At 54.5% G+C, this 25453-nt stretch carries 24 protein-coding genes; 12 read left to right on the forward strand and 12 right to left on the reverse strand.

Annotated features, from left to right (window positions below):
- Positions 1-20 precede the first annotated feature (20 nt).
- The 4 genes from VAE57_RS07565 to VAE57_RS07580 form a co-directional block, all read right to left on the reverse strand.
- Positions 21-1229, reverse strand: a complete 1209-nt coding sequence (locus tag VAE57_RS07565) for a glycosyltransferase family 4 protein (protein WP_322821273.1) — start codon at positions 1227-1229, stop codon at positions 21-23.
- A 282-nt stretch (positions 1230-1511) separates the two neighbouring features.
- Positions 1512-2702, reverse strand: coding sequence for a class I SAM-dependent rRNA methyltransferase (locus tag VAE57_RS07570; RefSeq protein ID WP_322821274.1), 1191 nt, complete (start codon positions 2700-2702; stop codon positions 1512-1514).
- A 27-nt stretch (positions 2703-2729) separates the two neighbouring features.
- A complete protein-coding gene (locus tag VAE57_RS07575; RefSeq protein ID WP_322821275.1) occupies positions 2730-3971 on the reverse strand; it encodes a glucose-1-phosphate adenylyltransferase family protein in 1242 nt (413 codons plus the stop codon).
- Between the two features lie 84 nt (positions 3972-4055).
- Positions 4056-5309 (reverse strand): glucose-1-phosphate adenylyltransferase, encoded by a 1254-nt coding sequence (locus tag VAE57_RS07580; protein WP_322821276.1) that lies wholly within the window; start codon positions 5307-5309, stop codon positions 4056-4058.
- A 535-nt stretch (positions 5310-5844) separates the two neighbouring features.
- On the opposite strand from VAE57_RS07580, the gene VAE57_RS07585 reads away from it, so the two are divergent.
- From VAE57_RS07585 to VAE57_RS07600, 4 genes are all read left to right on the forward strand, one after another.
- A complete protein-coding gene (locus VAE57_RS07585; RefSeq protein WP_322821277.1) occupies positions 5845-6321 on the forward strand; it encodes a hypothetical protein in 477 nt (158 codons plus the stop codon).
- A gap of 18 nt (positions 6322-6339) precedes the next feature.
- Positions 6340-7209 carry a NotI family restriction endonuclease gene (locus VAE57_RS07590; RefSeq protein ID WP_322821278.1) on the forward strand — a complete coding sequence of 290 codons (870 nt, stop codon included), beginning with the start codon at positions 6340-6342 and terminating at the stop codon, positions 7207-7209.
- Between the two features lie 19 nt (positions 7210-7228).
- A complete protein-coding gene (locus VAE57_RS07595; RefSeq protein WP_322821279.1) occupies positions 7229-8131 on the forward strand; it encodes a DNA adenine methylase in 903 nt (300 codons plus the stop codon).
- A 128-nt stretch (positions 8132-8259) separates the two neighbouring features.
- The gene (locus VAE57_RS07600; RefSeq protein ID WP_322821280.1) at positions 8260-9132 is read left to right on the forward strand and encodes a universal stress protein; all 873 of its coding nucleotides are present in this window, start codon (positions 8260-8262) and stop codon (positions 9130-9132) included.
- A gap of 4 nt (positions 9133-9136) precedes the next feature.
- Here the strand turns inward: VAE57_RS07600 and VAE57_RS07605 are convergent, their stop codons facing one another.
- Positions 9137-9628, reverse strand: coding sequence for an MOSC domain-containing protein (locus VAE57_RS07605; protein ID WP_322821281.1), 492 nt, complete (start codon positions 9626-9628; stop codon positions 9137-9139).
- A gap of 83 nt (positions 9629-9711) precedes the next feature.
- On the opposite strand from VAE57_RS07605, the gene VAE57_RS07610 reads away from it, so the two are divergent.
- Positions 9712-10881 carry a hypothetical protein gene (locus tag VAE57_RS07610; RefSeq protein WP_322821282.1) on the forward strand — a complete coding sequence of 390 codons (1170 nt, stop codon included), beginning with the start codon at positions 9712-9714 and terminating at the stop codon, positions 10879-10881.
- Between the two features lie 7 nt (positions 10882-10888).
- Positions 10889-11710, forward strand: coding sequence for a universal stress protein (locus tag VAE57_RS07615; RefSeq protein WP_322821283.1), 822 nt, complete (start codon positions 10889-10891; stop codon positions 11708-11710).
- 567 nt (positions 11711-12277) lie between these two features.
- Here the strand turns inward: VAE57_RS07615 and VAE57_RS07620 are convergent.
- A complete protein-coding gene (locus VAE57_RS07620; RefSeq protein ID WP_322821284.1) occupies positions 12278-13672 on the reverse strand; it encodes a S41 family peptidase in 1395 nt (464 codons plus the stop codon).
- Between the two features lie 137 nt (positions 13673-13809).
- Here VAE57_RS07620 and VAE57_RS07625 point away from each other — a divergent pair, with 137 nt between their 5' ends.
- Positions 13810-14943, forward strand: coding sequence for a PLP-dependent aminotransferase family protein (locus VAE57_RS07625; RefSeq protein ID WP_322821285.1), 1134 nt, complete (start codon positions 13810-13812; stop codon positions 14941-14943).
- Positions 14940-15860: an RluA family pseudouridine synthase gene (locus VAE57_RS07630; protein ID WP_322821286.1), complete on the forward strand. Its 921-nt coding sequence runs from the start codon at positions 14940-14942 to the stop codon at positions 15858-15860. The genes VAE57_RS07625 and VAE57_RS07630 overlap by 4 nt, the downstream gene beginning before the upstream one ends.
- 226 nt (positions 15861-16086) lie before the next feature.
- Here the strand turns inward: VAE57_RS07630 and VAE57_RS07635 are convergent, their stop codons facing one another.
- Positions 16087-16470 (reverse strand): TIGR04086 family membrane protein, encoded by a 384-nt coding sequence (locus VAE57_RS07635; protein ID WP_322821287.1) that lies wholly within the window; start codon positions 16468-16470, stop codon positions 16087-16089.
- 616 nt (positions 16471-17086) lie between these two features.
- On the reverse strand, positions 17087-17344 hold the full coding sequence (locus VAE57_RS07640) for a hypothetical protein (RefSeq protein WP_322821288.1): 258 nt from the start codon (positions 17342-17344) through the stop codon (positions 17087-17089).
- Positions 17345-17518: 174 nt separating this feature from the next.
- Here VAE57_RS07640 and VAE57_RS07645 point away from each other — a divergent pair, with 174 nt between their 5' ends.
- Positions 17519-17782, forward strand: coding sequence for a hypothetical protein (locus VAE57_RS07645; protein WP_322821289.1), 264 nt, complete (start codon positions 17519-17521; stop codon positions 17780-17782).
- 241 nt (positions 17783-18023) lie between these two features.
- Here VAE57_RS07645 and VAE57_RS07650 read toward each other — a convergent pair whose 3' ends face one another.
- Both VAE57_RS07650 and VAE57_RS07655 read right to left on the reverse strand, forming a co-directional pair.
- Complete coding sequence (locus VAE57_RS07650; protein ID WP_322821290.1) at positions 18024-19046, reverse strand: ABC transporter substrate-binding protein; 1023 nt, start codon at positions 19044-19046, stop codon at positions 18024-18026.
- 36 nt (positions 19047-19082) lie between these two features.
- Positions 19083-19853 carry an ABC transporter permease gene (locus VAE57_RS07655; RefSeq protein ID WP_322821291.1) on the reverse strand — a complete coding sequence of 257 codons (771 nt, stop codon included), beginning with the start codon at positions 19851-19853 and terminating at the stop codon, positions 19083-19085.
- A 258-nt stretch (positions 19854-20111) separates the two neighbouring features.
- Here VAE57_RS07655 and VAE57_RS07660 point away from each other — a divergent pair, with 258 nt between their 5' ends.
- Entirely contained in the window at positions 20112-22070 is a 1959-nt protein-coding gene (locus tag VAE57_RS07660; protein WP_322821292.1) for an alpha-amylase family glycosyl hydrolase, read from the forward strand.
- 46 nt (positions 22071-22116) lie between these two features.
- Here VAE57_RS07660 and VAE57_RS07665 read toward each other — a convergent pair whose 3' ends face one another.
- Positions 22117-22395 carry a metal-sensitive transcriptional regulator gene (locus VAE57_RS07665; protein ID WP_322821293.1) on the reverse strand — a complete coding sequence of 93 codons (279 nt, stop codon included), beginning with the start codon at positions 22393-22395 and terminating at the stop codon, positions 22117-22119.
- Between the two features lie 41 nt (positions 22396-22436).
- Positions 22437-22790 carry a thioredoxin gene (gene trxA / locus VAE57_RS07670; protein ID WP_322821333.1) on the reverse strand — a complete coding sequence of 118 codons (354 nt, stop codon included), beginning with the start codon at positions 22788-22790 and terminating at the stop codon, positions 22437-22439.
- Positions 22791-22995: 205 nt separating this feature from the next.
- Between trxA and VAE57_RS07675 the strand changes: the two genes are divergently transcribed.
- The gene (locus VAE57_RS07675; protein WP_322821294.1) at positions 22996-23727 is read left to right on the forward strand and encodes a metal-dependent hydrolase; all 732 of its coding nucleotides are present in this window, start codon (positions 22996-22998) and stop codon (positions 23725-23727) included.
- Positions 23728-23864: 137 nt separating this feature from the next.
- The gene (gene glyA, locus VAE57_RS07680; protein ID WP_322821295.1) at positions 23865-25124 is read left to right on the forward strand and encodes a serine hydroxymethyltransferase; all 1260 of its coding nucleotides are present in this window, start codon (positions 23865-23867) and stop codon (positions 25122-25124) included.
- The last annotated feature ends 329 nt before the right edge of the window (positions 25125-25453 follow it).

Raw genomic sequence — 25453 nt, forward strand, 5'->3', positions numbered from 1 at the left:
TCTCCATGATTTGATGATATTCAAGTGCGACGCATAATCTCTTTTCCCCACGAGCCGGCTTTCCATTCCGTCCAGACTCGATCGTACACTGCTTTGACTTCGCCGGCAATACGACTCCACGTATAGTAAGCACGGGCGAGGGCTGCGCCACGAGCCGCTCGCAGGCGAGACTCGGCAGGCGAACGCAGGCTGTTGAGCAGGGCATGGGCGAGTGCTCCGACATCACCTGCCGGTACCACGAGGCCGTTCAGTTCGTGCTGAACGACTTCCGCGAGGCCACCTGTATTCGAGACGATCACCGGGCAGCCGGCAGCAAATGCTTCCAGGGCCACAATACCAAATGGTTCGTACAGCGAAGGGAAGACGGCAATGTCACCAACAGCATAGAGGCGATTACGGTCTTCATCACTGATATAGCCGAGAAATTCGACTGTCGCGCCAAGAGTGGTTGCACATGCCTTCAGTTCATCGAGTGCGCTGCCGGTACCGGCAATGACCAGCCGAGCCGGTATTTCGGCTACGACCTGCGGCCACGCCTCTAAGAGAATGTGTACACCCTTCTCGTAGACCAGCCGTCCGACGAAGATCACCAGCGCTTCAGTGTCGGCAGCGAACCGGCGGCGGAAGGCGACCCATTCAGCAGGGGTAGCGAAGGGCGGTGGGGGCAGGTGAACGCCGTTAGAGATGACATCGATCTTGTCAGCAGGCGTCGTGAAGTATTCACGTATCTGGTGGGCCATAAAGTGAGAACAGACGATCACGCGCCAGGCTTCGTAGGTCAGGCGCCATTCCAGATCGTTGATCTGTTGTGTGCGATAGCCATTGAGCGAACCCCTTCCCCTGCCCCGTTCGGTGGCATGGATAGTTGCAATCAGTGGGACGCGCCAGTGGTGCTTGAGAGCAATCCCGGCTTCGGCGGTGAGCCAGTCGTGTACGTGTATCAGATCGGGGCGCCCGCCGGGGAAAAGGGCATGCGCTGCCTGTTCAAGGTGCCGTCCGGTATGAGCAACGAAGTTGGGAAAATCGTCAGTGTCAAATTGAGGCACAGCAACACGACAGATAGTGAGGTTTTCGTGGCGCTCGAAGGTTTCTCCGCCGCGTAGTTGCGGAGTAAGAACGGTGACGGTCACGTCGTGTTCGATTAGAGCCGGCGCCAGGTCGGCAACGTGGCGGCCAAGACCGCCAACGATGTGCGGGGGATACTCCCACGAAATTTGGAGAACGTGCATGCGCAAAATTATAGCATACAACTTATTTCATACATCCACGACGGAATGCACTATCACGACCCGCACATCACTTGTGCGCATGGTCTGTTGGGTGCTGGCGCTGGTGGAGAGTCGTGCTGGTGCTTGATCCGCTGCAAATAATGGGAATGGCTGTACACGGTGGGGGTGTATGGTCGTGCGCACTTGCTGATACCTCCAGATACCTTGTGTCCACTTGCGTGTTTCTGTCCGACTCTTATGAAATATGAAAGTGGTGATGGTTGCCTCGCATACCCTTCGGTGCTACACCAGCGTTTGCACCCTGGCAATGATGTATTTCAGATAGCGTCCTTCAGGAAAACCGGCCGGTATCGGGTGATCCAATGGATGACCAGCTTCGTGAATGATCTGGAGGCGACGATGCGCCTGCGCCGCAGCTTCCCCAAGGAGCGAGCGGAACTGTTCTGGCCCGATTTGGGCCGTACAACTGGCACTGACCAGTAATCCCCCCGGCGTCACGCAACGCAATCCAAGTGTGTTGAGCCGCACATAGGCTCGCATTGCGGCATGCTGGCTGGTGTGGGTACGGGCAAAACTCGGTGGATCAAGAATGACGACATCAAAGAGTTGGTTCTCTCTGGCAAAGCGATCCAGCACGGCAAAGCAGTCTTCAGTTATGAAACGATGACGCTCGGTGGGTAATCCGTTCAGCGCTATGTTTGTGGCAGTCGCTTCGGCCAGCCCGCGACCGATGTCGCAGCTCACGACTTCGGCGGCATGACCACGGAGTGCGTAGAGCGAGAAGCCGCCAGTGTAGGCAAAACAGTTAAGAACTCTGGTGCCTGCGACCAGACCTTCTAACGTGCGCCGGTTATCACGCTGGTCGAGAAACAGGCCGGTCTTCTGGCCGTAGAGGATATCGACCTGGAAGAAGAGACCGTGCTCCTGTACAACCAGGTCGCGGGGTGGCCATTCGCCCCACAATAACACTGGTTTACCATCATCCTTATCCTTATCATCGGTCTGCCGTGGGCGCTGGATCACACCACGTAGGTCAGGGTCAATAGCACGCAGAGCGTAAGTAATGGCTGGTATCACCGTTTGCACACTGTCGGCGTAAGTCTGGATGACTGCATAATCGCCGTACCGATCAACCACCAGTCCGGGTAGATTATCCCCCTCGCCGTAGATCCAGCGATAGGCGGTTGTCTGTCCATCTGCCCGCAATGGGGCGCGCAACTCCCAGGCTTCCCAGACTCGTTCGCGAAACCAGGATTGGTCTGGCATACCATTCCGGCTATAGACTCGTAAACCGATAGGACTGTGCTCGTCGTATAAGCCGTAAACGGTCAAACCTCCGCAGCGGGCGCGTACCCATTGCCCGCTGCGCAACCGTTCACCACCGATCAGGTGATTGCGGTAGACCCACGGATGACCCTGCTGGAGACGTGAGCGTAGTGATGGTTCTATGGTCAGTTCGGTAATGGCTGACATGTTATTAACTCATTGCCGGTTTTTTGTTTAGATGGTAGCACCACTCGGCACCTGACCATCAGCCGGAAATGCAGCCGGCAGGGTGCGAGGTTTGATGGCAACATTGCGACCGATACGTACTCCTGCCGGGATCTGTGCTTTCAAGCCAACCAGAGTTAGCCCGGTATTCAGACGTTCTGGTGCTTCAGCGTTGGGCGTATTGTCATCACCGAACCCGACGTGTGCCCCTTCACCGATGCGTACCCCTTCATCTATGATACAGCGGTCAAGGACAGCACCTGCCTCAATCACCGCATCACCCAGTACTACTGAGTCGCGTACCACCGCGCCAGCGGCAACAACGACACCCGATGAGAGTACCGACCCGATAACTGTGCCGTACACGCGACAGCCGTCACTCAGCAGGCTGTTTTCGACCCGGGCCTGGACACCGATTTCGGCGCCCGGTCGGTCTGAGCTAACGGTGTGAATCACCCACTCTGGATCGTACAGATCGAGCGCTGGTGTCTCGGCCAGCAGTGCCAGATTTGCCTCGTAATACGCCTGTACGGTACCAACATCGGCCCAGTAGCCCTGGAAATTGTACGCGAAAGCGCGGGCACTACTCACGATCTGCGGGAGCAGATGGCGGCCAAAATCGATGGCATCAGTCGAACGCAGAAGATCGATCAGGAACTGTTTGCGAAAGACATAAATCCCCATCGAAGCCAGATTAGAGTCGGCGCGGCGCGGTTTTTCGACGAAGCGATCAACCCGGCCATCACTGCCAACCGACACAATCCCGTAGCGGTGGGCATCGTGCGGGCTAACGCTGCGGACTGCCATCGTCACATCTGCCTCTTGTTCGGCATGAAGTTTGAGAAGTGGGCCATAATCCATCTTGTAGATGTGGTCGCCGGCCAGTAACAGAACCGCATCTACCTGTTGATCCTCAACGAAATCAAGGTTGTAGCGCACTGCATCAGCAGTACCGCGCTGCCAGCCACCGCCATCGGGCGTGGGTGATGGATGGAGTAGACGCAAACCACCCTGCGCCCGGTCGAGATCCCACGGACGACCGACGCCGAGATGGGCATGTAGCGAACGGGGGCGATACTGGGTCAGGACGGCAACGTTGTATAAGCCCGAATTGACGCAATTCGAGAGGGCAAAATCGATAATTCGATACTTACCGCCGAAGGGCACTGCGGCCTCAGTCCGTTCAGCGGTAAGTACACTGAGTGCTGGCGAATCGCCACCGGCAAGAATCATCACGAGTGTGCGTATCATGTCGACTCCGTTGATAACTGCGCGTTTGACGGGTCTGGCATCTGCAATTGTCACAGCCCTGATGGCTGTGATCTGTTCTGCATGTCAGATCGTCTCGCCCGATGGAACATCACCTGCGGGAAAATCTTCGGCATCGCGGTCGGCGTTGATCACAACGTTACGGCCAATCGTGATGCCGGCTGGAATGTGAGCCGACTTACCGACAACGGTTACCCCGCTGTTGAGTTTATCGGGTTGTTTTCGATTGGGAACGGTTAGATCGTCGCCAAAACCGAGGCGAGCACCGGCCCCAACCACGACTTTCTTATCAACAATCACCCGGTCGAGCACTGCACCAGGGCCGATCCAGGTATCGTTCATGACGACGCTATCACGCACAATGGCACCCGGCGAAACGTACACTCCCGGCGACAAGACCGAATGGATAACCGTGCCACGGATCGTACAGCCATTGCAGATGATCGATTGGGTTACTTTGGCCTGCGGCCCGATCTTGGCTGGTGGTCGCTCCTCGCTGCGGGTGCGGATGAGCCAGTTGGGATCGAAGAGATCGAAATCGAGCGATGGATCGAGTAATTGCATACTCGTTTCCCAGTACGACTGGATTGTTCCGACATCAACCCAATACCCCTTGAAGCGATGAGCAAACACACGGTCTTCGGCGACCATAGCCGGAATCACATCTTTGCCGAAGTCGATCCGTGGTTTTTCCGGCCCACCCTCGGATAGTCGGCGGATCAGGATATCGGCGTTGAAGACATAAATGCCCATCGAGGCCAGATTTCCCTTATCCCGCGCCTTTGGTTTTTCCGTGAACTCGATAATACGGTCGTGTTCATCGGTGGTCATAATCCCGAAACGATCCGTCTCTTCGAGTGGCACCTCCATCACCGCCACGGTCAGGTCAGCTCGTTTTTGGAGGTGGGTTTTAATGATGTCGTTATAGTTCATTTTGTAGATATGGTCGCCAGAGAGGATCAACACCAGATCGGCGCGCCGTTCCTGGATGTAATTCAGGTTTTGATAAATGGCATCGGCTGTCCCCCGATACCACGACTCGTCACGGCGGCCCTGGTACGGTTGCAGCAGACGCACACCGCCACGGGCACGGTCGAGATCCCATGGCTTACCAATACCGATATGCTCGTTGAGTGAATGGGGCCGGTATTGCGTTAGAACGGCAACATCGAAGATGCCAGAGTTGACGCAATTCGAGAGGGTGAAGTCAATGATGCGAAACTTACCGGCGAAAGGCACTGAAGGTTTAGCGCGCTTTTCCGAGAGCACGCTGAGCCGAGTGCCTTCGCCGCCTGCCATGATCATCGCTACAATGCGCATATGCCTCCCGTCTGTTTACAAAACCCGGCTGCGCGTTCGATTGTAAACGCATGCGGGTAATCGTGCAACGTTGGTTTGTCACCGTGGGGCGGGCTACCAGCCCACACTCGTTAATCGCTTGCTCCACCGTCACGGCACCAACCGCCTACACTCAAGTGCAGGTCGCAGCGGTTTCTCCATAGGTCCAAATCTGGCTGTGTAGAAGTTATGACACACTAGCCAACGATAATCCCGACACTGCACGATACACCGCTAGACGACAGCACTGGTATGTAGGGACGACGCATGCGTCGCCCCTACTACTACGCAGGCATCGCCTCACGCTATATTCCATGCGTCCGTTTTGCCACCTGTTCGACACAATTTCGTCTACCACCATGATACTGCTTTTGATGAGTGATGGCGTGATTATGCAGGCGTAGAAGACACCATCAATTATCAACTCCTAACTTCCCATCACCAGAAGCAATCTGGACGAAACTGTTTTATTTGCTATCATATACGTAGTCAACTGCAACAGCATCAGGAGATGATCATGACCCTCTATCCTCCTCCAGCTCAGCCGCAATCAGGTGGAAGGCTGCGTTGGGTGTTGATCGGAATTGGTGCAGGATTGTCGTCGTTGGTGCTCTGCTGTGCACTGTTAGCGTTTGGTGGGTGGCAGTTGTTTAGTGGAGTCATAGATGAAACAACCGCTATTCAGCAGGTTGTACGCGATTTTATGGATGCAGGCCGACGACAGGATATTGCGGCAGCCGAGGCTCTCTTTGCTGATGCGGGCGGTGTGTCTGTTTCGCGCGACGATTTGGAGCGCCTCTTCAATAACCGCCAGCTCTTCCGTGAAGTTGAAGGCACGTCATTGCGCAGCTTCAATATCAGCTCCAACACCGAGGAAACGACGGCTGAAATAGCCGGTACTCTAAATTATACCGATGGCGGAACCCAACCCTTTTCAGCGCGATTGCTCAAAGAGGGTGATCAATGGCGGCTGGTGCGGATCGATTTTCGTTAGCTGATGAAAGAGAGTGCAATGGCACAGACCCAACAGCCTCTGGCTGAGGTGTTTGGTTATCAAGTCACCGATCAATCTGAGGCAGCGGTGCGCTGTCGCTCGGCGCGGTTGTGCCCGTTTCAAGGTCAGGATCGTAAGTGTACAAAGGATAAAGCTAACGATCCGCTAGGTGTTTGCGCTATTTATCATAATAATGAGCCGGTCATAACATGTCCAGTTCGTTTTCGCCAAAACTGGCTGATTGCTCACGACGCCGCTTCATTCTTTTTTAGAGAAGGAGTAATGTGGAGTATTTTGACTGAAATCCGCCTGCCCGATGCTTTCGGTAAATCCGCAGGCAATATTGATGTTGTACTGGTTTCTTATGACGATGAAGGAAAGATTACTGATTTTGGGGCTATTGAGATACAGGCAGTATACATTTCAGGTAACGTTCGCAGTTTTTTTGCGCATTATATGAGAGACCCTCAAGGTTATATTGTCGGAGATTGGATTGGAGAAACACCTGTACCGCGTCCTGATTATCTCTCATCTTCACGGAAACGGCTTGTACCACAACTTATGTATAAAGGTGCTATTCTTAGGGCATGGAACAAGAAAATGGCGGTTGCAGTGGACGAGCAGTTCTTTCAAACGTTACCACAACTGGCGTCAATACCGCCACAAGATGCAAACATGGCCTGGTTGATTTACCGTTTAGTACCTGATAGACAGGCTCATGAAGGAACAGAGCGATATTACCTGGAGAAGGTGTCGGAGGTATTTACTGATTTTGAGCAGGTTATACAAGCGATGACAACATCATCACCGGGTCGTTCGGAAGACTTTATCAAGTTTCTGCAAGCGAAACTTCATGAGCAACGGCAGACACGCCGTTCAAACCTCTGACTGAAAGGTTGTCTCTATCATGGCTGGCTTACGACAGGTGTCACTATTCCCTGAATTAGATAATCGTTCCAAATCACATGCTCCGGTAAATGTGGCGTCGGTGCCACAACGCAGTCCTTTTCGGTATCCGGGTGGTAAGACCTGGTTTGTGCCCACGTTTCGTCAATGGATGACCGGTATGTCGGTAAAACCGAATCTTCTGGTGGAGCCATTTGCTGGTGGCGGGATTATTAGTTTAACCGCATTATTTGAGCAGTTGGTAGAACGAGTCGTGATGGTAGAACTAGACGCTGATGTGGCAGCGGTCTGGGAAGTCATCGTTCAGGGTGATGTGGAATGGCTGGTCGAGCGTATTCTAAGTTTTACCGTGACACGGGAGACTGTGCTGGCGGAACTGGCAACGGTACCAACGACGAAACGGGAACGGGCGTTTCAGACAATTTTGCGCAATCGAACACTGCGGGGCGGGATTTTAGCTGATGGTGCCCGGTTTATGAAGGCCGGTGAAAATGGGAAGGGAATCGGCTCACGCTGGTATCCCCAGACGCTTGCTCGCCGGTTGCTTGATCTCCAACGTATTGTTGATCGAATCGATTTTCGTTGCGATGATGGATTGTGCGTTATGAACGAGTATGCCTCACGTGCCGATGCTGTGTATTTTATCGATCCACCGTATACCGCCGGTGGAAAGAAGGCGGGAAAACGATTGTACAACCATCATTCTATCAATCACGAGCATTTGTTTCAATTGTGTCAGTCACTTGCAGGGGATTTTTTAATGACATATGATGAATCTGAAGAAGTAAAACTCATGGCACAAAAATATGCATTCCAGACGAGATTAATACCAATGAAGAATACACACCATGCAACAATGAATGAGCTTGTTATTGGTAAAGATTTGTCCTGGCTTGATAACTGATTATGCGTTACGAGCGTACCTGTTAGCATATTGTTATCTGGTAGTTTGCGTCGAACTTGTTGCTGCGTCTGAGTAAAGACAATGCATAATGATCCTTATTTGATGTGCAATTGACAAGGAGGCGCGCCATGTTTCGTACCATTCTCGTTCCGCTCGATGGTTCAGTCGTTGGCGAGCAGGCGTTGGCTGCCGCAGCCCGGCTGGCGCGCGCATTCCAGGCTACTGTGCATCTGGTACATGTGCATTATCCCAATTCGTTGACCCCCATTGTGATTGAAACGCTACCGGTAATTGATGCCGAATTGCATTCTCTCGCTGCTGAACACGAGTACTTCTACCTTAAACAGGTTGCTGCTCAGCCGGTTTTCAATGGTGTGCAAACGGTTGTTACCCGTTTGGAAGGGGCTGTTGCCGAGACGCTGGCGGCGCATGCACAGGCGATCAATGCCGATCTGATCGTGATGACGACGCACGGCTGGAGTGGATTTGAGCATTTCTGGCTGGGAAGTGTGGCCGAGTCGTTGTTACGGCTGACCCACACCCCGCTCTGGCTGATGCGACCGGGTGAGTCGGCGTCGCGGGCTGCGCAACCGCTGCAACGCATGCTCGTTCCCCTCGATGGCTCGGCGCGTGCCGAGCAGGTTCTGGCACCGGTACAGAGTCTGGCAGCGCATGATGGCGCTCGTTTAACACTAGCCCGTGTCCTGGTGCGGCGCCGTAGTGTGGATCAGGCTGATATGACTGCGCAAAAACAGGAGATCGAAGCGTATTTGCAGGCACTGGCAACCAGGCTGGAAGCGCAGGGGGTGCCGGCAGATATAGCGGTAGGGACTGCTGATCAACCGGCACGGGCGCTGCTGACATTGTGTCGTGAGTTGCAGGTTGACGCGATTGCGCTAGCTACGTGCGGCCAGGGTGGCTGGCAGCGCATGGTGATGGGGAGTGTTGCCGATAAAATCATTCGTGCCAGCCCTGTGCCGGTACTGGTTGTGCGTCCGTAATGCCCTATGTAGCGGTTTTGATAAGTGTGACCGGGTCATTGACCCGTACTTCACCCTCGCTGATAACCCGGGCGTAGAGTCGGCTCCAGCCGGGATGGAGCCGCTGGCTAATGCGAGTGAACTGACCGCGCAGGAACGATCCGGCAATGGTGTTGCAGGGCGTGGTGTATTCAGTAATTTCTAACTCGACCCACGAACCGATCAGCAGGCGATCACCGATGGAAATCTGCGCCCAATCGAGACCGCTGATGGTGAGATTTTCGCCGGTTGTTCCTGGAGCAATTGGATGCCCTTCCACCTGTAAGGCTGCAATCCGTTCAGCTGAGTAGAGCGAGACGGCCCGGCGTGGCCCGCCGTGATGTTCGCGATCACGCTGGTAGTCGCCACGCACTCCATGGATTGTTATTTCGGCGGCGGGTACCGGGAATTTGGGTACACCGCCTTTGGGACTCACATTGATCTGCACAATTCTGCCCTGAATGAGGTTGCGATCCATTCCAGGTTTCCTCTTTTCAAAATAGCTATTTCTAGCTATGATACCAGATTATTAGTTCGCTCATAGCTGGATGTTGGAAATATATGAACCCTTCATCGCACGAAAAACCTGCCTCGCCCCTAAAGGCAACCCTGGTCGAGACGCCTGCTGCTGACACTACGTCAGAGGCGCTAATAACAGCATCCTCGACGACATTGCGCTGGCATTGGCGGGGAGTTTGTCAGCGTTGTGGATTTGCGATTATTGGTTTGATTACCTTTGTGCTGGCGTTAGAGTTGCTCAAGCGCGGTGCTGCCGGTTACGGACGAGTGCTGATAGGCTGGCTCGACATAAGTTCTGCGGCAAGTGCGCTCGGTTTTGGCTGGTTGCTGTCTTACATCTTTCTGAGTGGATCACCAGTAGCAGCCGTGGCTGTCTCTTTCTTCGCGTCGGGTGTGATTGATGGGTTACAGACTTTTACTATGATCACCGGCTCACGTCTAGGTGCTTCATTTATTATCCTGTTTGTTGGGTTTCTGTACTATCTGCGCGGACATCGGCGGGCGGCCAGTGTTGCGATTGGGGTGCTGTCACTGCTGACGACAGCGGCGATCTATCTGCCGGCATTGGGGCTGGGATACTGGCTTCTCAGTTCACAGTTGGTGGGAGTTATACCGGCCAGCGCCGATAGTCCGCTTAGTTCCGTGCTCGATCTGATTATCGATCCCGTTGTCGCCGTGATTGTTCGCTTGCTGCCAGAGTGGTCGTTGTTAGTGGTCGGAGCGTTGGTGCTGCTCGGGGCATTCAGTCTGCTTGATCGGGCCATACCTGAAGTTCCCGGTGGTCAGCAGGTGTTTGGGAAGGCCGGCCAACTCCTTTACCGACCGTGGGTGATGTTCCTGCTCGGCGCTGCGGTAACCTCATTTACGCTCTCGGTGTCGGTATCGCTGTCGATTCTGGTGCCGCTAACGGTGCGCGGTGTTATTCGACGCGAAAATGCGTTACCGTATATTATGGGCGCTAATATCACAACTTTCATTGATACGTTAGTTGCGGCGTTACTCGTCGGTGGTGCAGCCGCATTCACCATTGTGCTGGTTGAGATGGTCTGTGTTGCCTTTTTCTCACTGGTTGTGCTGTTTTTGTTCTACCGGTGGTTTGCCCGTGTTCTGCTCTGGTTGGAGGAGAGGATTGTGCGTTCTCTGCCGCGTTTAATCGCTTTTCTGGGGATCATGCTCGTTGTACCACTGTTGTTGTTGTTTGTGAGATGGTGAATACGTTATGCACATTGCCCTCTATGTTGGTCAGAATCCTCAGCGCACGGCACTACTCGCCTTTGCTACACCACTTGTTACGGCCTGTGCTCATCGGGTGACGCTCATCACAACAGTTTCCGGGCAAAACGATCTGGATGAGGTTGTCAATCAGTTGCAGTGCGACACTGCCATTCCAGTGCAGCATTATTGTCAGGAAACTACCTTTGCGGCTGCGATTCTGAGTGCTGTACAGACTGAACAACCGGATTTGCTCATCGTGCCGGTATTTCCCCCTCATTTTATTCGCGGGCGGCGGCTTGAATTCAATCTGCTCGCAGCGCTTCCGGTACCATTTCTGCGTGTGCAGGGACGTGTTTCCTCTTCGCCCATTCGGCAGATCGCTGTTGCCAGCGCCGGGGGGGAGCAGTCGTTGCGGTGTGTGCCGTTAGTGAGTCAGATTGCCCGTGCTTTTCAGGCCAGCGTGACCGTGCTGCACGTTTCTTCGCAAGAGGTTGTGTATTTCGATGGTTTTGTGGCCTCACCGTTAACAGAGGAAGTTGCCTTGCAACTTGACGAATTGACCGGCACAATGCTCCGACGACTGGTGAAAGAACTCAACGCACAGGGTGTTGGTTGCCATTTGCAGGTGCTTAACGGTCTGGTCGAAGAGACTCTCGTGAATGAAGCACAGCACTACGATCTTCTGGTGATCGGTAGCCATGAAGTCAGCGGTGTCGTGCCTGAGTCGGGTGGTCGCTGGCTGCGCATGCTCCAACGCATTTCACTCCAGGATGTCACGCACGATCTGTTAGAACGTAGCCCGATCCCGGTGCTGGTGATTCGCTAGGATGGCGCAGCGCGTGATAGGTTAGACCACGACAGTTGTTATCGTATCTATCGGTGCAAAGCGCTGCAAGACTAGAACGTATTCTGTGCTGTCGTGCTCCCAGACGGCTATACATATGAATGCTTGCCAATCGCTAACGATAGCATATCCTGTTCCCAGTCTGCCGGTATAGCAGCGAGAAGGGTTGACGACCATCTTCGGTGCCATCGTGCTGAATGGATTGCCTTGCCCGCTCGGCATGCGCGTGTCGTGGCATTTGGAGTGCAGCAGCCATGCTCACGATCCGGGGCATGGCACGCCATTGACCCTGCTGGTCATGGGGGTGCCGGGTGTGCTCGTCACGAGCATAGAGTCTGTCTGTAATAACATGTTTCTTGAAATAGGTTCTACGTAGAGCGCAAGGTGGAATGTATAGGTGGCCGATACGGAGACCGCGAGTGCGGAAGCTATGCTTTCCCCATGCCAGGTGTCGCGACTCTCATGGTCTGAATAGACAACCTGCACATCATGTGCAGGCTGCCGGGTTCATAACCAGCTCTCGGGCGTAGTCGGCCGTGCCCGTCTATCTCAAGGTTGTGCGTTCAATATCTCTTGAGCAGCCAGCAACTGCGGGTCTTGTTCAGGCGGGAAACGCCACCATTCGGCCTCGATCAGCACATCGGGGATGATACCGGTACCTTCGATGAGTGTTCCATCAGGTAACTGATACGCTACCTCGGCCAGCAATAAGCGTGAGCCGTCGCTAAAGTTGTAGCCGTAGAGGTTTTCGGTATTACCCGAAGAGGGTACACCGACGACGGTTGCCTGGCGGAGAATACGCATGCCGGCAGTAAACATCTCGGCAGCGCTAGCCGTCTCTTCGCTAATCAAGATCACGACCGGAATCCTGGTCAATTCGGGAATAGTGCGACCACGCGGAATCCGTTGTTCTTCACGCTCATTCCGTCCCACCGAAGCGCCAATACTGCCGCCATCGTGGAAGAGGGCAATAATGTTGCGCATAACGTGAATGTAGCCGCCACTATTGTCGCGAACATCAATGATCATCCCGCGCAACGGGCCGTTGGCCAGCAAGGTGGTCAGAGCATCACGCGTCTGGGCGTCGGCATTGTCAACGTAGAAGCTGGGAATGTATAACAGACCAATATCGTCGGTTAATCGTTCGGCAGTGACTTGATTAAAGATAGCGATGTCAATAATAGCGCGCGTTACTTCAACATCACGCGGTTCTTCGTCACCGCGCTTGATCGTCAGTCGCACACTGGTTCCCGGCAAGCCGCGAACTGCACCGATAGCCCCTTCCGGCCCGAAGGCTTCAGGATCGTTAAATGGAATGCCGTTGACCGCGACGATCAGATCGCGCGGTAGAATACCGGCCTGATCGGCGGGGCCGCCAGGTACCACTCTGGTAATCAGACCGCCTTCATCAACGGTGCGTACACTTACCCCAATCCCGCCATACTGCAACTGACCGCGTGCTTCAGCGATCTGGGCAGCTACCTCTTGCGGTGACTCGAAGCGCGAGTGGTCATCACCTAGCCGTGCGATCATCTCACGCATAATGGCGTAAAACTCTTCCGGAGTTGCGGCTGCTTCGACCTTCGGCTGCACCTCGGCCCGCACTGCCTGCCAGTCGAGACCGTTGAAATCTTCGTACAGGTAATTATCGCGCACCGTCTCCCAGACCTCTTGAAAGATGCTCAGACGTTCTTCACGACCAAGTGGTGCTAACGTAGGTGTCGGTGCAATCGTCGCAACAGGTGCCTGGGTTGGTGTCAATACCGGCATCGTTGCGGCACCGCCTGCCGGTGCAGGTGTCGCCGTTGATGCCGGCAGGCGCGTTGCTGGCGGCGCCGGTCGCTCCTGTGCGACCGGTCTGGTTAACAACTCGTCCCACGAGACGGTGCAACCGGTGATAAGTATTGTGGCTGCAATAAGCAGAATAATTCGTAAACGCTGCATAGTGTTCAGATGTATAAACAGTTTCCAGTCAATTGCTGCTCAACAATATGATACCATTAGCGCTACACTCGTACCGTGAGAGCTTGCTTAGGAAAAGGTGCTCTCCACATTGCAGCCGTCTCTGAGGGTAACGATCTATGCTGCCGGACATTCAATTTGTACAACGCCCAGGTGTCATCGAGTTTGGTTGGGGGCATCTGGCTGCTGAACTCTTGCCACGTACTGAGCTATTACGGGCTGTAACCTGGACGCTGACCAACGATGCACCGGCAGCGTTAACCTATGGTTTTGCGCAGGGGCCGGGGCGCCTGATCGCATTGTTAGCCGAGCGGATGGCAATTGCCGAACATGAATTAATGATTACCGGTGGTACCTCACAGGCGCTTGATATGCTCTGTAAGCAATTGAGTCAACCGGGGGATGTCGTGCTGGTTGAAGCGCCGACTTATCACTTGGCGCTACGCATTTTTCGCGATTACAAACTGCGCCCGGTAATGCTTCCTGGTGATCAACAAGGGATACACATCGCCGCAGTGGCAACCCTGGTCAGGTTGTTACGTCAGCGTGGTGAACGGATCGCCTTCCTCTATCTGGTGCCGAGTTTTCGCAATCCGAGTGGTGTGACGCTGAGTGCTGAACGACGGGCAGAGCTGGCTCGCCTGGCCACCGCACTCGAATTGACGGTTATTGAAGACGAGGCATATGCAGAATTGTGGTACGATTTACCGCCACCGCCACCAATCGCCAGTTTTGCCCCTGGGAGCATGCTGATACGATTAGGCAGTTTTGCCAAAGTATTGGCCCCTGGTCTACGGTTGGGTTGGATGCAGGCACCGTCGTCGTTGATCCAGCGCTGTATCTCCACGGGCATGCTCGATAGCGGAGGCGGGGTCAATCATTTCACCGCCTACGTTGTCCTCGCGTTACTCCGGGCCGGTGACTACGAACCGCACTTGCTACGGTTACGCAATGGACTGCGGGCGCGGCGTGATGCGCTGCTGGCAGCGCTGGCCCGTACCATGCCGACGGGTGTGACATGGCGGCCACCATTAGGCGGTTTTTTTGTCTGGTTGCGTACTCCACCGACGATTGATACCACGGCACTGCTGCCAATCGCAGAGGCGGCTGGTGTCTCGTATATTCCCGGCGAACGCTTTTACGCCGGTACCGGTGGGCGACACGAGCTTCGCCTGGCGTTTTCGCTCCTCTCCGAAGCCGATTTGATCGAAGGTGCTCGCCGCTTGGGTAAGGTGTTGCGAGAAGCGGGATGAAGGTCATTTCCTTCCTTGTAACCTCTGAAGATCACGGGCGTCCGCTAGGGGAGATTGCTGCTGAACGACTGGGTGAAGCCGGGCGGGTGGCGGCACAGCGGGGTGGCCTATGGCTGGGAAAACGTCGGGTAGCAGCATCCACGCTGGCAATTGCCGGCGAGACACTTTCGGTACGCTTTCCACCAACCCATGGCTACTGTGATGCGCCACTGACGCTCGATCACGTCATCTATGAAGACAATGATGTACTGGTGGTAAATAAACCGCCCGCCTGTTATGTTGGCGATACCCCCTGGGACACGCAGGGAAGTGTGCTTGCCGTGGTGCAGCGGTTATTGACGGTGCGTGATGGCGTACCACCGGCGTTGCACCTGGCCCACCAGCTCGATTTTGGTACCAGTGGGATTCTGGTGTTGAGCAAAACTCCGCGGGCAAATGCACCCTTGCAGGCTGCGTTTGCCCGTGGATTGGTGATGAAGCAATACCTGGCCGTCTGTAGCGGTTATCCGCCGGTGACTGCTGATCTTGTGACCGGGCATGGACGGGCGGCAGGTGGACGCTGGCGTCTCTACGATCAGGCTGACATCGGTCGTGTATTGCCGAACGGACAACGGATCAGACTGGCGCATACCAGGTTTACGCTCCGTCGGCAATTCGCACATGCGGCCCTGGTAGAAGCAACGCCACTGACCGGACGAACCCATCAGATTCGGTTACACCTGGCGGCGCTCGGTTGTCCGATCCTCGGTGATGAACGGTATGGTGGGGTAATGGATGTAGCTGATCTCCATTTGACCCATCCGTTGCTGCATGCTGCCGAACTCCATCTTCCGCACCCGATCCACGGGCGTCCGTTGCACCTCTTCTGTCCGCCACCATCTTTCATTCTGACGGTGATTGATCATCTGCGCCAATGACGATGGTTGCGTGATGCCGCGACCGTAGGGGTGGGTTCAAAACCCGCCCCTATGCAACCCGTCCATCCGTCTGGAAGAGAGCAATGGTCTGACTGTTCCCACCCGTGCCTGGGATCGAGCATAGTACGTGCGGAAGGATGGTGCCGGTACTGTGTGCAACGTTGCATACCGATTGTGGAAAGAGATTATCGAGCAGGGTGCCCTGTTCCTGGTTATCAAACTGGTTCTACTTAATCCTTACTGAGATACGCAAACGTCCGGCCAATGCGCCACCCAGTGCTCCACAGGCACAGCCAATAACCTGTCCCAACAACAACAATGGCGGTACTGCCACCCCCACATTGACCAATGCCGCCACCAGAATGCCAACCACGCCTACTAGAAAGCCATGTATGGCAAATGACTCACCTGCCAGCCAGGCGGCGACAAATCCTCCCACGCCGGTCAGGACGGCACCGATTAAAATAAGCACGATGTGGATCGGGTTTTGCAGTGACGGATCGGTAAAGACCGTGGTTTGCCCAATGAGAACAATGAACATTTGCAAGAGAATAGTGAGTGCGAAATCGGTCATGAAACCGGAAATAACTGCGGTCCAGCGAATATTCACAGGCATCTCCCTGCTACCGATACTAAACACCTATTCGACAGATGCCTACCTCTGGATGCTACCTGAGACGGTCAGTTCATCCTTCAGGGATCGGTCGCAAAGGCTCTCATCTGGTTGCATCATAGCACAGAAAAAGGTTTGATTTGGTGAGGTGTTTTGATAGGGTGATCCCAGCGATGTGTAAGCAATCTGAAAGGGTTGCAGGGGAAGCACTGCTTGAGTGATACCAAATCTTGCGCAACAATGGGCATCGTTCAGGTGTGATCCTCGTGCTGAAGCGTTACCAGGTGTACCACCAGCGCGTCGCTAATGGGTTATCGTCGGCGTCGTAGGGGCGACGCATGTGTCGCCCTCATACCAGATCCTCTGTGTCCTCTGTGTCTCTGTGGTAATAAAGGAGACATCTTGGATTATGATACGCAGTATGTATGCAGTATCACATCGCATGTGGAAGCCATGCTCTCGGTCACAGTGAGATTTGGCAACCAGCCGGTTATCTCACCACTGCCCCTCCATAAGCTACATTTTGGTGCAGCGATAAACTTTTAGCACGTCTGGGACATTCAATCTGTACAGTCCGGCTTTGCCGGCATCGAGGACGATACGCAAAAGCCAGTTAATTCGCCATATGCCAGACGAACAGAAACACCAGGAGTGAAATCTGGAGGGCATACGCAATATCATAGCGTGCCGGGTGCCAGAACTCTTCCCGGCCCAGCCACCACCAGATTCTGTTCAGTCCAGATCGCACCCGAATATTGCTGTCCCAACGTTGCAGATGAGAAACGCGGGCCAGGCGTACCAGTCGACGCAGGCTATTAACAAGCGCTAACGTCCAGACTCCCGCAACCAGTAGTTGCAGTAGCAGCTCCATGGAGGGCACTCCTTACAGATGGTGATACGTTTGGGAAATATCGCGCCGACATTGGCGCAACGTGATAGCCTGATCACTATTAAGTAGTATGCATCAAATTTGCCTAAAAGCGCAAGGGTATACCGAGAAAAAATTCCCTGGCTGGGGTGGAATACATCCTTCGAGCCGGACGGTATGTTGTCTGATGGCCGCAACTCGCCTCCATTCCTGAGTGAGCCTGACGCCTACGGTAATCGTATGGCATTTGCTGTAAGTTGGGTTGGCACGCCTGATGTATCAGGTGGCATTATCTCTCGTGCGCAGGGTTTGAACGCAATTGAGATGTCGCGCACGTTTAGCGGACGGTTCGACAACACTGACGTATATCGGTTGATGTATCTGACGCTATTTGGTCGGGGATTGCCATCATCCGGTGGTCAGATGGCTCCGTCACGCTAGACAATGGTAGTATTCTGAGTGTTATGTAGGGCGACAGAAGATAGACTGTCGCCCCAACATGTTATCGCAGCACGTAACCGTATCGCTAAAACTGCCAGACCGCGAACGCCAGCGCTCATATCACATCTGAAACATATAATCCCTGGCACGCGATCCAAGACGGATCCTTTCAGCCCCCTCGGTCGTCGTATGATTGGGTACATGCACCATCTGTAGGGGCGGGTTCTAAACCCGCCCCTACTTATCGGCATGCAATGCCCTGTGAGCGGTAGTACTCATCAACTGCGTCGGAGAACAAAACAGTTTCTGGATCAATATCGCTCTTCAGCACACCTAACGAACGAAGAAGCTGCGCCTCTTTCTGCCACGCTTCCCGATCACTGGCGCCAACACAGCGCTCGCCGATCCCGTAGCGAAGAAGCTTGATCGTTTCGGTGGCTTCAAACTCCAGATGACCTCGGTCGAAGTCCGGGTTGCGGGCCAGAATGATCTCGATTGCGGCTGCCGGATCATTCAGTGCCTCTTGCCAGCCGCGTAACGTAGCCTGTACAAACGCTCGTACTGTATTTGGGTTGTTACGGGCAAACCCGGCAGTGGTAAAGAGCACATCACCCATCAGCTCAACACCGTAATCACGGGCAAGGATCAGGTCAATATCGGCTCCGGCAGCACGTGCTGTGTATGGCTGATCGGTTGCATACACCGGCCAGACATCGGCACGCCGTTCGAGAAAGGGGGCCAGGCTATAATCACCCGGTATTTCATTCACACTTGCCGGATCGACGCCGGTAGCCGCCAGCAACGCCCGATATTCAGTCTCAACATTGTCGCCGTAGAACATACCAACCCGGCGCCCAACGAAGTCTTGCGGTGAGCGAATGCCGCTATCACGATGCACCATAAACGCTACCGGACTGGCCTGGAACCAGGTTGCCAGTGCAACCACCTCGATGCCCTGTTCGCGACTGATCAGAATCGTATCGGCACCGGTGCTACCGAAGGTGTCGGCACCTGTCGCAACTAGTGGTAGCGGTATGGCATCGGGTCCACCGGGCAAGATGGTCACGTCCAGACCAGCATCGCGGTAGTAGCCACGTGCTTCGGCAACCAGATAGCCGGCAAACTGAAACTGGGGTAGCCACTGTAATCGCATCGTGACCTTCGTCACTTCCGGCGACGTGCTGGTTGGGGCTGTGTTCGTGCAACCGGTAGCGACAAGCAAGACCACAAACAGGAGTAATAGTAGTAAGGTACGGTGTGACATATGGGTTCCTCTTCGTTCAACTGATCCACGCCGCACTTACCGTTCCCGTTCCCAGAACACAATGATCCGTTCAAGTAAGAGAAAAACACCGTGCAGTGCCAGGGCCAGGCTAGCAGCTGCCGCGACAGCGGCAAAGGCTCGATCGGTGGCTAACCGATAGGTAGAGGTCGTAATCAGGTAGCCCAAACCCCGTCCTGCGCCGGCCAGCTCACCAACCAGCGCCCCAATGACAGCCAGCGCCCCCGCGATGCGCAATCCACTGAAGATGAATGGAAGTGCTGCCGGCAAACGGAGCATCCGCAAGATTTGCCATTGTGAAGCGCCATAAGCCTGCATCATGGCTAGTTGTTCGGGTGCCGGACGCCGCAGACCGCTGATGGTGGCAATAAGCAACGGGAAGCTGGCAAAGAGTGCTGCCATCGCAGCCCGGGGGGCAATGCCGTCACCCAGCCAGATGGTGAGGAGTGGGGCTAGCGCAACTGAAGGTAGGCTTTGTCCGAGCAGAATCCACGGGTAGAGAGCATCTTCCAGCGGACGGACAAAGATAAAGGCGATGGCCAGGGTAAGTGCGATACAAATGCCGATTGCCAGGCCAAGGAGTGCGGCGCTGGCGGTAGCACCGGTATGGTATATCAGCCGCACTTCAGGCTGAAGTGCAGCAGTTATCACGCGCGATGGGGTTGGAAGCAGGTAAGCTGGAATACCGGCAGCAGGCAGTCCCCACTCCAGCCCGATCACGAGGGCAACACCGAGCAACAGTGCTGGTCCCAGGCGGCGAAACAGGTTGTGCGGTGTGGTCGTAACCATAGCACCATATCTTACCATACATTTGGTGATGCGATAGAAACTGCACCCTCATCGTGCCGTTCACCCTTCGTCTCGCATAATATCATTTTGACATAACGTCACAGCATGCCGGTTAGCTGGTAGTTGTCTGGTCGGCAGTACCGTATGTACAGGATTGCTACGTTTTTCGGCCATCTGTTGCCAGATTCATGCTTTTCAGCGATACTTGTGCTCTGGAAACTATTGCCCGACCGGGTAGTGTATTGGCGAGGTTCTGATATGCACGATTGGGAACGAATTCAACGGGAAGCGGCACGGTCATTGACCAGACTGTTACCGCGGGTTGCGCAGGCATTTGCTGAGGCCGGTGGCGCTGTGATGGCATGGAATGTATTTGAACAACGTCTGCGGCGAGAGTGGCCACGCCTCTTTGAATTGCTATTCGGTCTCTACGGCACGCAGTATGACTTCTTCTACCATCTTGAGCAATTGTTACTGTCAATGGCGCAGAGCTGGTTGGAACGACCGGATTGGCTCAAACAGCGTGATGCGTTGCGTGAAGCTGATACCGAGTGGTTTCAATCGGAACGTATGATGGGGGGTGTGCTCTACGTTGATCGTTTCTGTGGGACTCTTGCTCGTTTGCGCGAGTTTATTCCCTATTTTCGTGAGCTAGGATTAACCTACCTTCACCTCATGCCCCTGTTTGAAGCGCCGGAGGGGAATAACGATGGCGGCTATGCGGTGAGTAGTTACCGACGGGTTAATCCGCATATCGGGACAACTGCCGAACTGGCCGATCTGGCTCGTGAGCTTGATACTGCCGGGATCAGTCTTGTCCTCGATTTTGTGTTTAACCACACATCTGACGAGCATGAGTGGGCGCAACGTGCGCAGGCTGGTGACCTCGATTATCAAGAGTTTTACTTCCTCTTCCCGGATCGAACCATGCCCGATGCCTATGAGCGAACATTGCGCGAAATTTTTCCAACCGTGCGGCGCGGGAGCTTCACGTGGCGACCTGATATGCAGCGTTGGGTTTGGACAACCTTTAACAGTTTTCAGTGGGATCTCAATTACGCTAATCCGGCAGTGTTTCGGGCAATGGCCGCTGAGATGCTCTTCCTGGCCAATCTCGGTGTGGCTGTGTTGCGCCTCGATGCTGTTCCCTTCATCTGGAAGCGGATGGGGACGAATTGCGAGAATCAACCTGAAGCACATCAGATTATTCAAGCCTTCAACGCGATTGCACGCATCACAGCGCCAGCTCTGCTCTTCAAATCGGAGGCGATTGTCCATCCCGATGACGTGCTAAGTTATGTCAGCCCGCAGGAGTGCCAGCTCTCGTACAATCCCCTGTTGATGGCATTGCTCTGGGAGACGCTGGCGACGCGGGAAGTCAAGCTACTGGCACATTCCCTAAGCCATCGTTTCCGTCTACCGCCCGGATGTGCCTGGATCAATTACCTGCGCTCACACGATGATATTGGCTGGACATTCGACGATAACGATGCCCGTACGGTGGGTATTGATCCCTGGGGGCATCGTCAGTTTCTGAATGCCTTCTACACCGGGCGCTTTCCCGGTTCGTTTGCCCGTGGGTTGCCGTTTCAAGAAAATCCCGATACCGGTGATGCGCGCGTGTCTGGTACGCTGGCATCGCTGGCCGGTCTTGAACAGGCCCTGGCCGGCGGCGATCCCCAGGCTATTGACATGGCGATTCGCCGGATCATCCTGCTTCACAGTATCGTGCTGAGCATCGGTGGTATTCCGTTGATCTACCTCGGTGATGAGGTTGGTACGCTCAATGACTACGGGTACATAAGCGACCCGGCGAAGGCTGACGATAGTCGCTGGGTGCATCGTCCGTTGCGCAATCAGGTCGCGATGGATCAACGTCACGACCCGACAACGATACCCGGTCGGATCTTCAGCACGTTAACCCGACTGATCCATTTACGAACCACCCTACCGGCACTGCGTGACGGCATGATGGAGGTTGTACGCAGCGACAACCGCCACGTGCTGGCTTATGTTCGCCAGACCGGATCGCAGCGCGTACTGGTACTGGCCAATTTCTCGGAATATCCTCAGTCAATCGCCGGGAATCTGCTGCGTATGTACGGCCCTGGTCTTGAACTCTTGGATCTAATCCAGGAACAGCCGGTCTCAGCAACAACAGCTCTGACGTTACAGCCGTATCAGTTTGTCTGGCTAACGCCGTCGTGGCAGAGATAAGCAAAAAAACAGGTGCGATCCAGATGGTCGCACCTGCTACTACCCTTTAACAGACGTCCTTGAACAGTTCTATCAACTCGTTAATCGTCTCAGCTCGACAGTTTTCTGTGTCGTTTAGACAGTGTTGGGCATAACATTCCAGCACAACACTATTTGCACTGGCCAGGGCCTGCCGAATTGCTGCGATCTGGTGAACAATATCACGGCAATCACGACCTTCGGCAACCATTCGTTGGATGCCACGCACCTGGCCTTCGATTCGCCGTAAACGCCGTAACACTTCGTCGCGTCGTTCTGGCGCAAGCGGACGCACCCCTGTGCTCATTGCTGTTTTACCCGCAGATTCAGGTTCCGGCGATGGTGTATTCACGCCGTTGCCAGAACTTTATCAAAGATTTCGCGGTACATCGCTTCTGGTCGAGCGCCAACCAGGCGGCCTACCTCGCGGCCATCCTTGAAAATGACCAGCGTTGGGATACCCTGAATGCCGAGCTGCGAGGCATACTGGACGTTATCATCTGTATTAACCTTGGCAATCGTCAAGCGGCCTGCGTATTCGCCAGCCAGTTTATCGAGAATCGGTGCAATCACGCGACACGGCCCACACCACGGTGCCCAAAAGTCAACCACAACCGGCGTTTTCGACTTCAAAACTTTCTCGGCAAAATCCGAGTCGTGTACCTCAATCGGCTTAGCCATTGAATTATTCCTCCTCCACAGTGATTATACAGGTCGGTATCCGTATTAGATACCCCATGGGGGTATACTATAGCGCACAGAAGAGCATCTGTCAAGGGGGAAAAGTCGAAAGACATCTTCGTGCTCTATGTTATACTGAAAACGTCATCAGCACAACACTATTCGGTTTCCTATCAGACCATCTGGCCTGCGAAGCGATCATATTTTGTGAGGGAAGGAGGCAACCTTGGCAACGCTCGGACGCAATGTCACGATCACACTGATCGGTCATGGCACCTTCCATCTGACCACCCCGGAAGGTCGCAACATCTTGATTGATTCCTGGGTTGATGGAAACCCGGCATGTCCGGAGCCTTGGAAAGCGCGTGTGCGCGAGAATCTGGCTGCCATCTTCGTCACCCACGGCCATTTCGATCATATTGGCGATCTGGTTGATCTGGCTCGTGAAACCGGGGCAACGGTTGTGTGTCAGTACGATATGGTGTCGTACCTGGAAGGCGAAGGTATTCCGGCAGCGCAGTTAGTTGGCTTCAACAAAGGTGGTTCGGTTACTGTAGCCGATGTACGGGCGACGATGACGACCGCTCACCATTCGAGCACCATTTACGAAAACGGCCAGATCATCAATCTAGGGACTGCTGCCGGTTATGTGTTGCGCTTTAGCAACGGCTTTACGATTTACCACACCGGCGATACCTGTGTCACGATGGATATGCAGATCATCGGTGAGCTGTATCGCCCCGACCTGGTGATCCTGCCTATCGGTGACCACTTTACAATGGATCCCCGGCAGGCAGCGTATGCATTGAAGCTGATCGGAGCGAAATACGCGATTCCTGAGCATTACGGTACCTTCCCCATCCTGACCGGTACCCCGGAGGCGTTGATCGAGCATTGCCGTGAATTTGGGGTGACGACTGAGGTGATTGCGCTGAAGCCCGGCGAGTCGGTCAGTTAAGCAGTCAGTGATAGCGGTTTGGCCGGTGCACCTGACCTGCTTCTCAAGACGATGATGTTGAGGGCAGGATGGTGCACACTTTACTTGTGAACAGGTGTTGTAAGACAACTGAGGCTATAGACAACAGGGGAACGACTATGCTTGAACATCTTCGAGCAACTGATCCGATTATCGCCGATCTGATCGAGCGGGAAGCGCAACGCCAGCGCCAGGGTCTGGAGTTAATCGCCAGCGAGAACTATACCAGTCTGGCAGTGATGGAGGCGCAGGGATCGGTCTTGACCAATAAGTACGCTGAAGGTTTGCCCGGTCGTCGGTATTACGGTGGTTGTGAATTTGTTGACGCCATCGAGCAACTGGCTATTGAACGGGCCTGTCAGTTGTTCGGTACATCTCACGCCAATGTGCAACCGCACAGTGGAGCGCAGGCCAATATTGCCGTGTTTACGGCGCTGCTTCAGCCCGGTGATACCATTCTCGGTATGCGCCTGGATCACGGTGGGCATCTGACGCACGGTAGCCCGGTCAATTTCTCTGGTAAGTGGTACAACGTCCATTTCTATGGTGTAGATGCGCAAACCGGTCAGATCGACTATGACGATCTGGCAAGTAAAGCACGGGCAATCCGGCCCAAGCTCATCACGTCGGGAGCAAGTGCATACCCGCGCATCATCGATTTTGCCCGGATGCGTCAGATTGCTGATGAGGTTGGTGCCCTGTTGATGGCCGATATTGCCCATATCGCCGGTTTGGTGGCTGCTGGTGAGCATCCATCACCTGTCGGTCACGCTCATATTATCACTACGACCACACACAAGACGTTACGAGGGCCGCGGGGCGGTTTAATCTTGATGGGCGATGATTTTGCGAAACAGCTCAATTCAAGCGTCTTTCCTGGTACGCAGGGTGGGCCGTTGATGCACGTGATCGCCGGTAAGGCGGTTGCCTTCGGTGAGGCGTTGCGACCTGAATTCAGGCAGTATGCGGCGCAAATCCGCCGCAATGCCCGGGCGCTGGCTGATGGATTGATGGCGCAGGGGCTGAACCTGATCAGTGGTGGTACTGATAACCATCTGATGCTGGTCGATCTGCGTAGTACGGGTTTAACCGGCGCACAGGCACAGCGTGCACTTGATAAAGCGGCGATTACTGTCAACAAAAATGCCATCCCCGATGATCCACAACCGCCAATGAAGACGAGTGGGATTCGGATCGGGACACCTGCGGTAACGACCCGCGGTATGCGCGAACCAGAGATGGCTCAGATTGCGGCCTGGATCGGCGAAGTGTTGATGTATCCCGATGATGATGCCCGCCTGAGTCGGATCGCAGGCGAAGTTGCCGATTTATGCCGGCATTTCCCGGTACCTGCTGATATGGTGCAGGTACGGGGATAGTCCGGTCGCCGGGAGAGCAATGAGGGGTAGCAACATCTATTCCTGGCTCCCTGGGAGCACACGCTTCCACCGGGCAACAGATGAGTCTGGATGTGATCGATGCGTAGCTGGGCGGGTAGGGGCGGCGGAACCCGCCCCTACGCACGGTGCATATGCCTGTTCACGTCTCCATACACGAGATGTGATGAACGATTACGTCTTGGATTGTGTGCCAGGCATTGCATCTTTCAGATGTGATACTGCTGCCATTGCCGGTGCATACGCTGCATTCACAGGATCATCCCAACGTAGCGCAGGCTGATGCAGGTGCTACGTTTTGTGTCATAATG

The organism is Chloroflexus sp., assembly GCF_034434295.1.
GTDB lineage: Bacteria > Chloroflexota > Chloroflexia > Chloroflexales > Chloroflexaceae > Chloroflexus.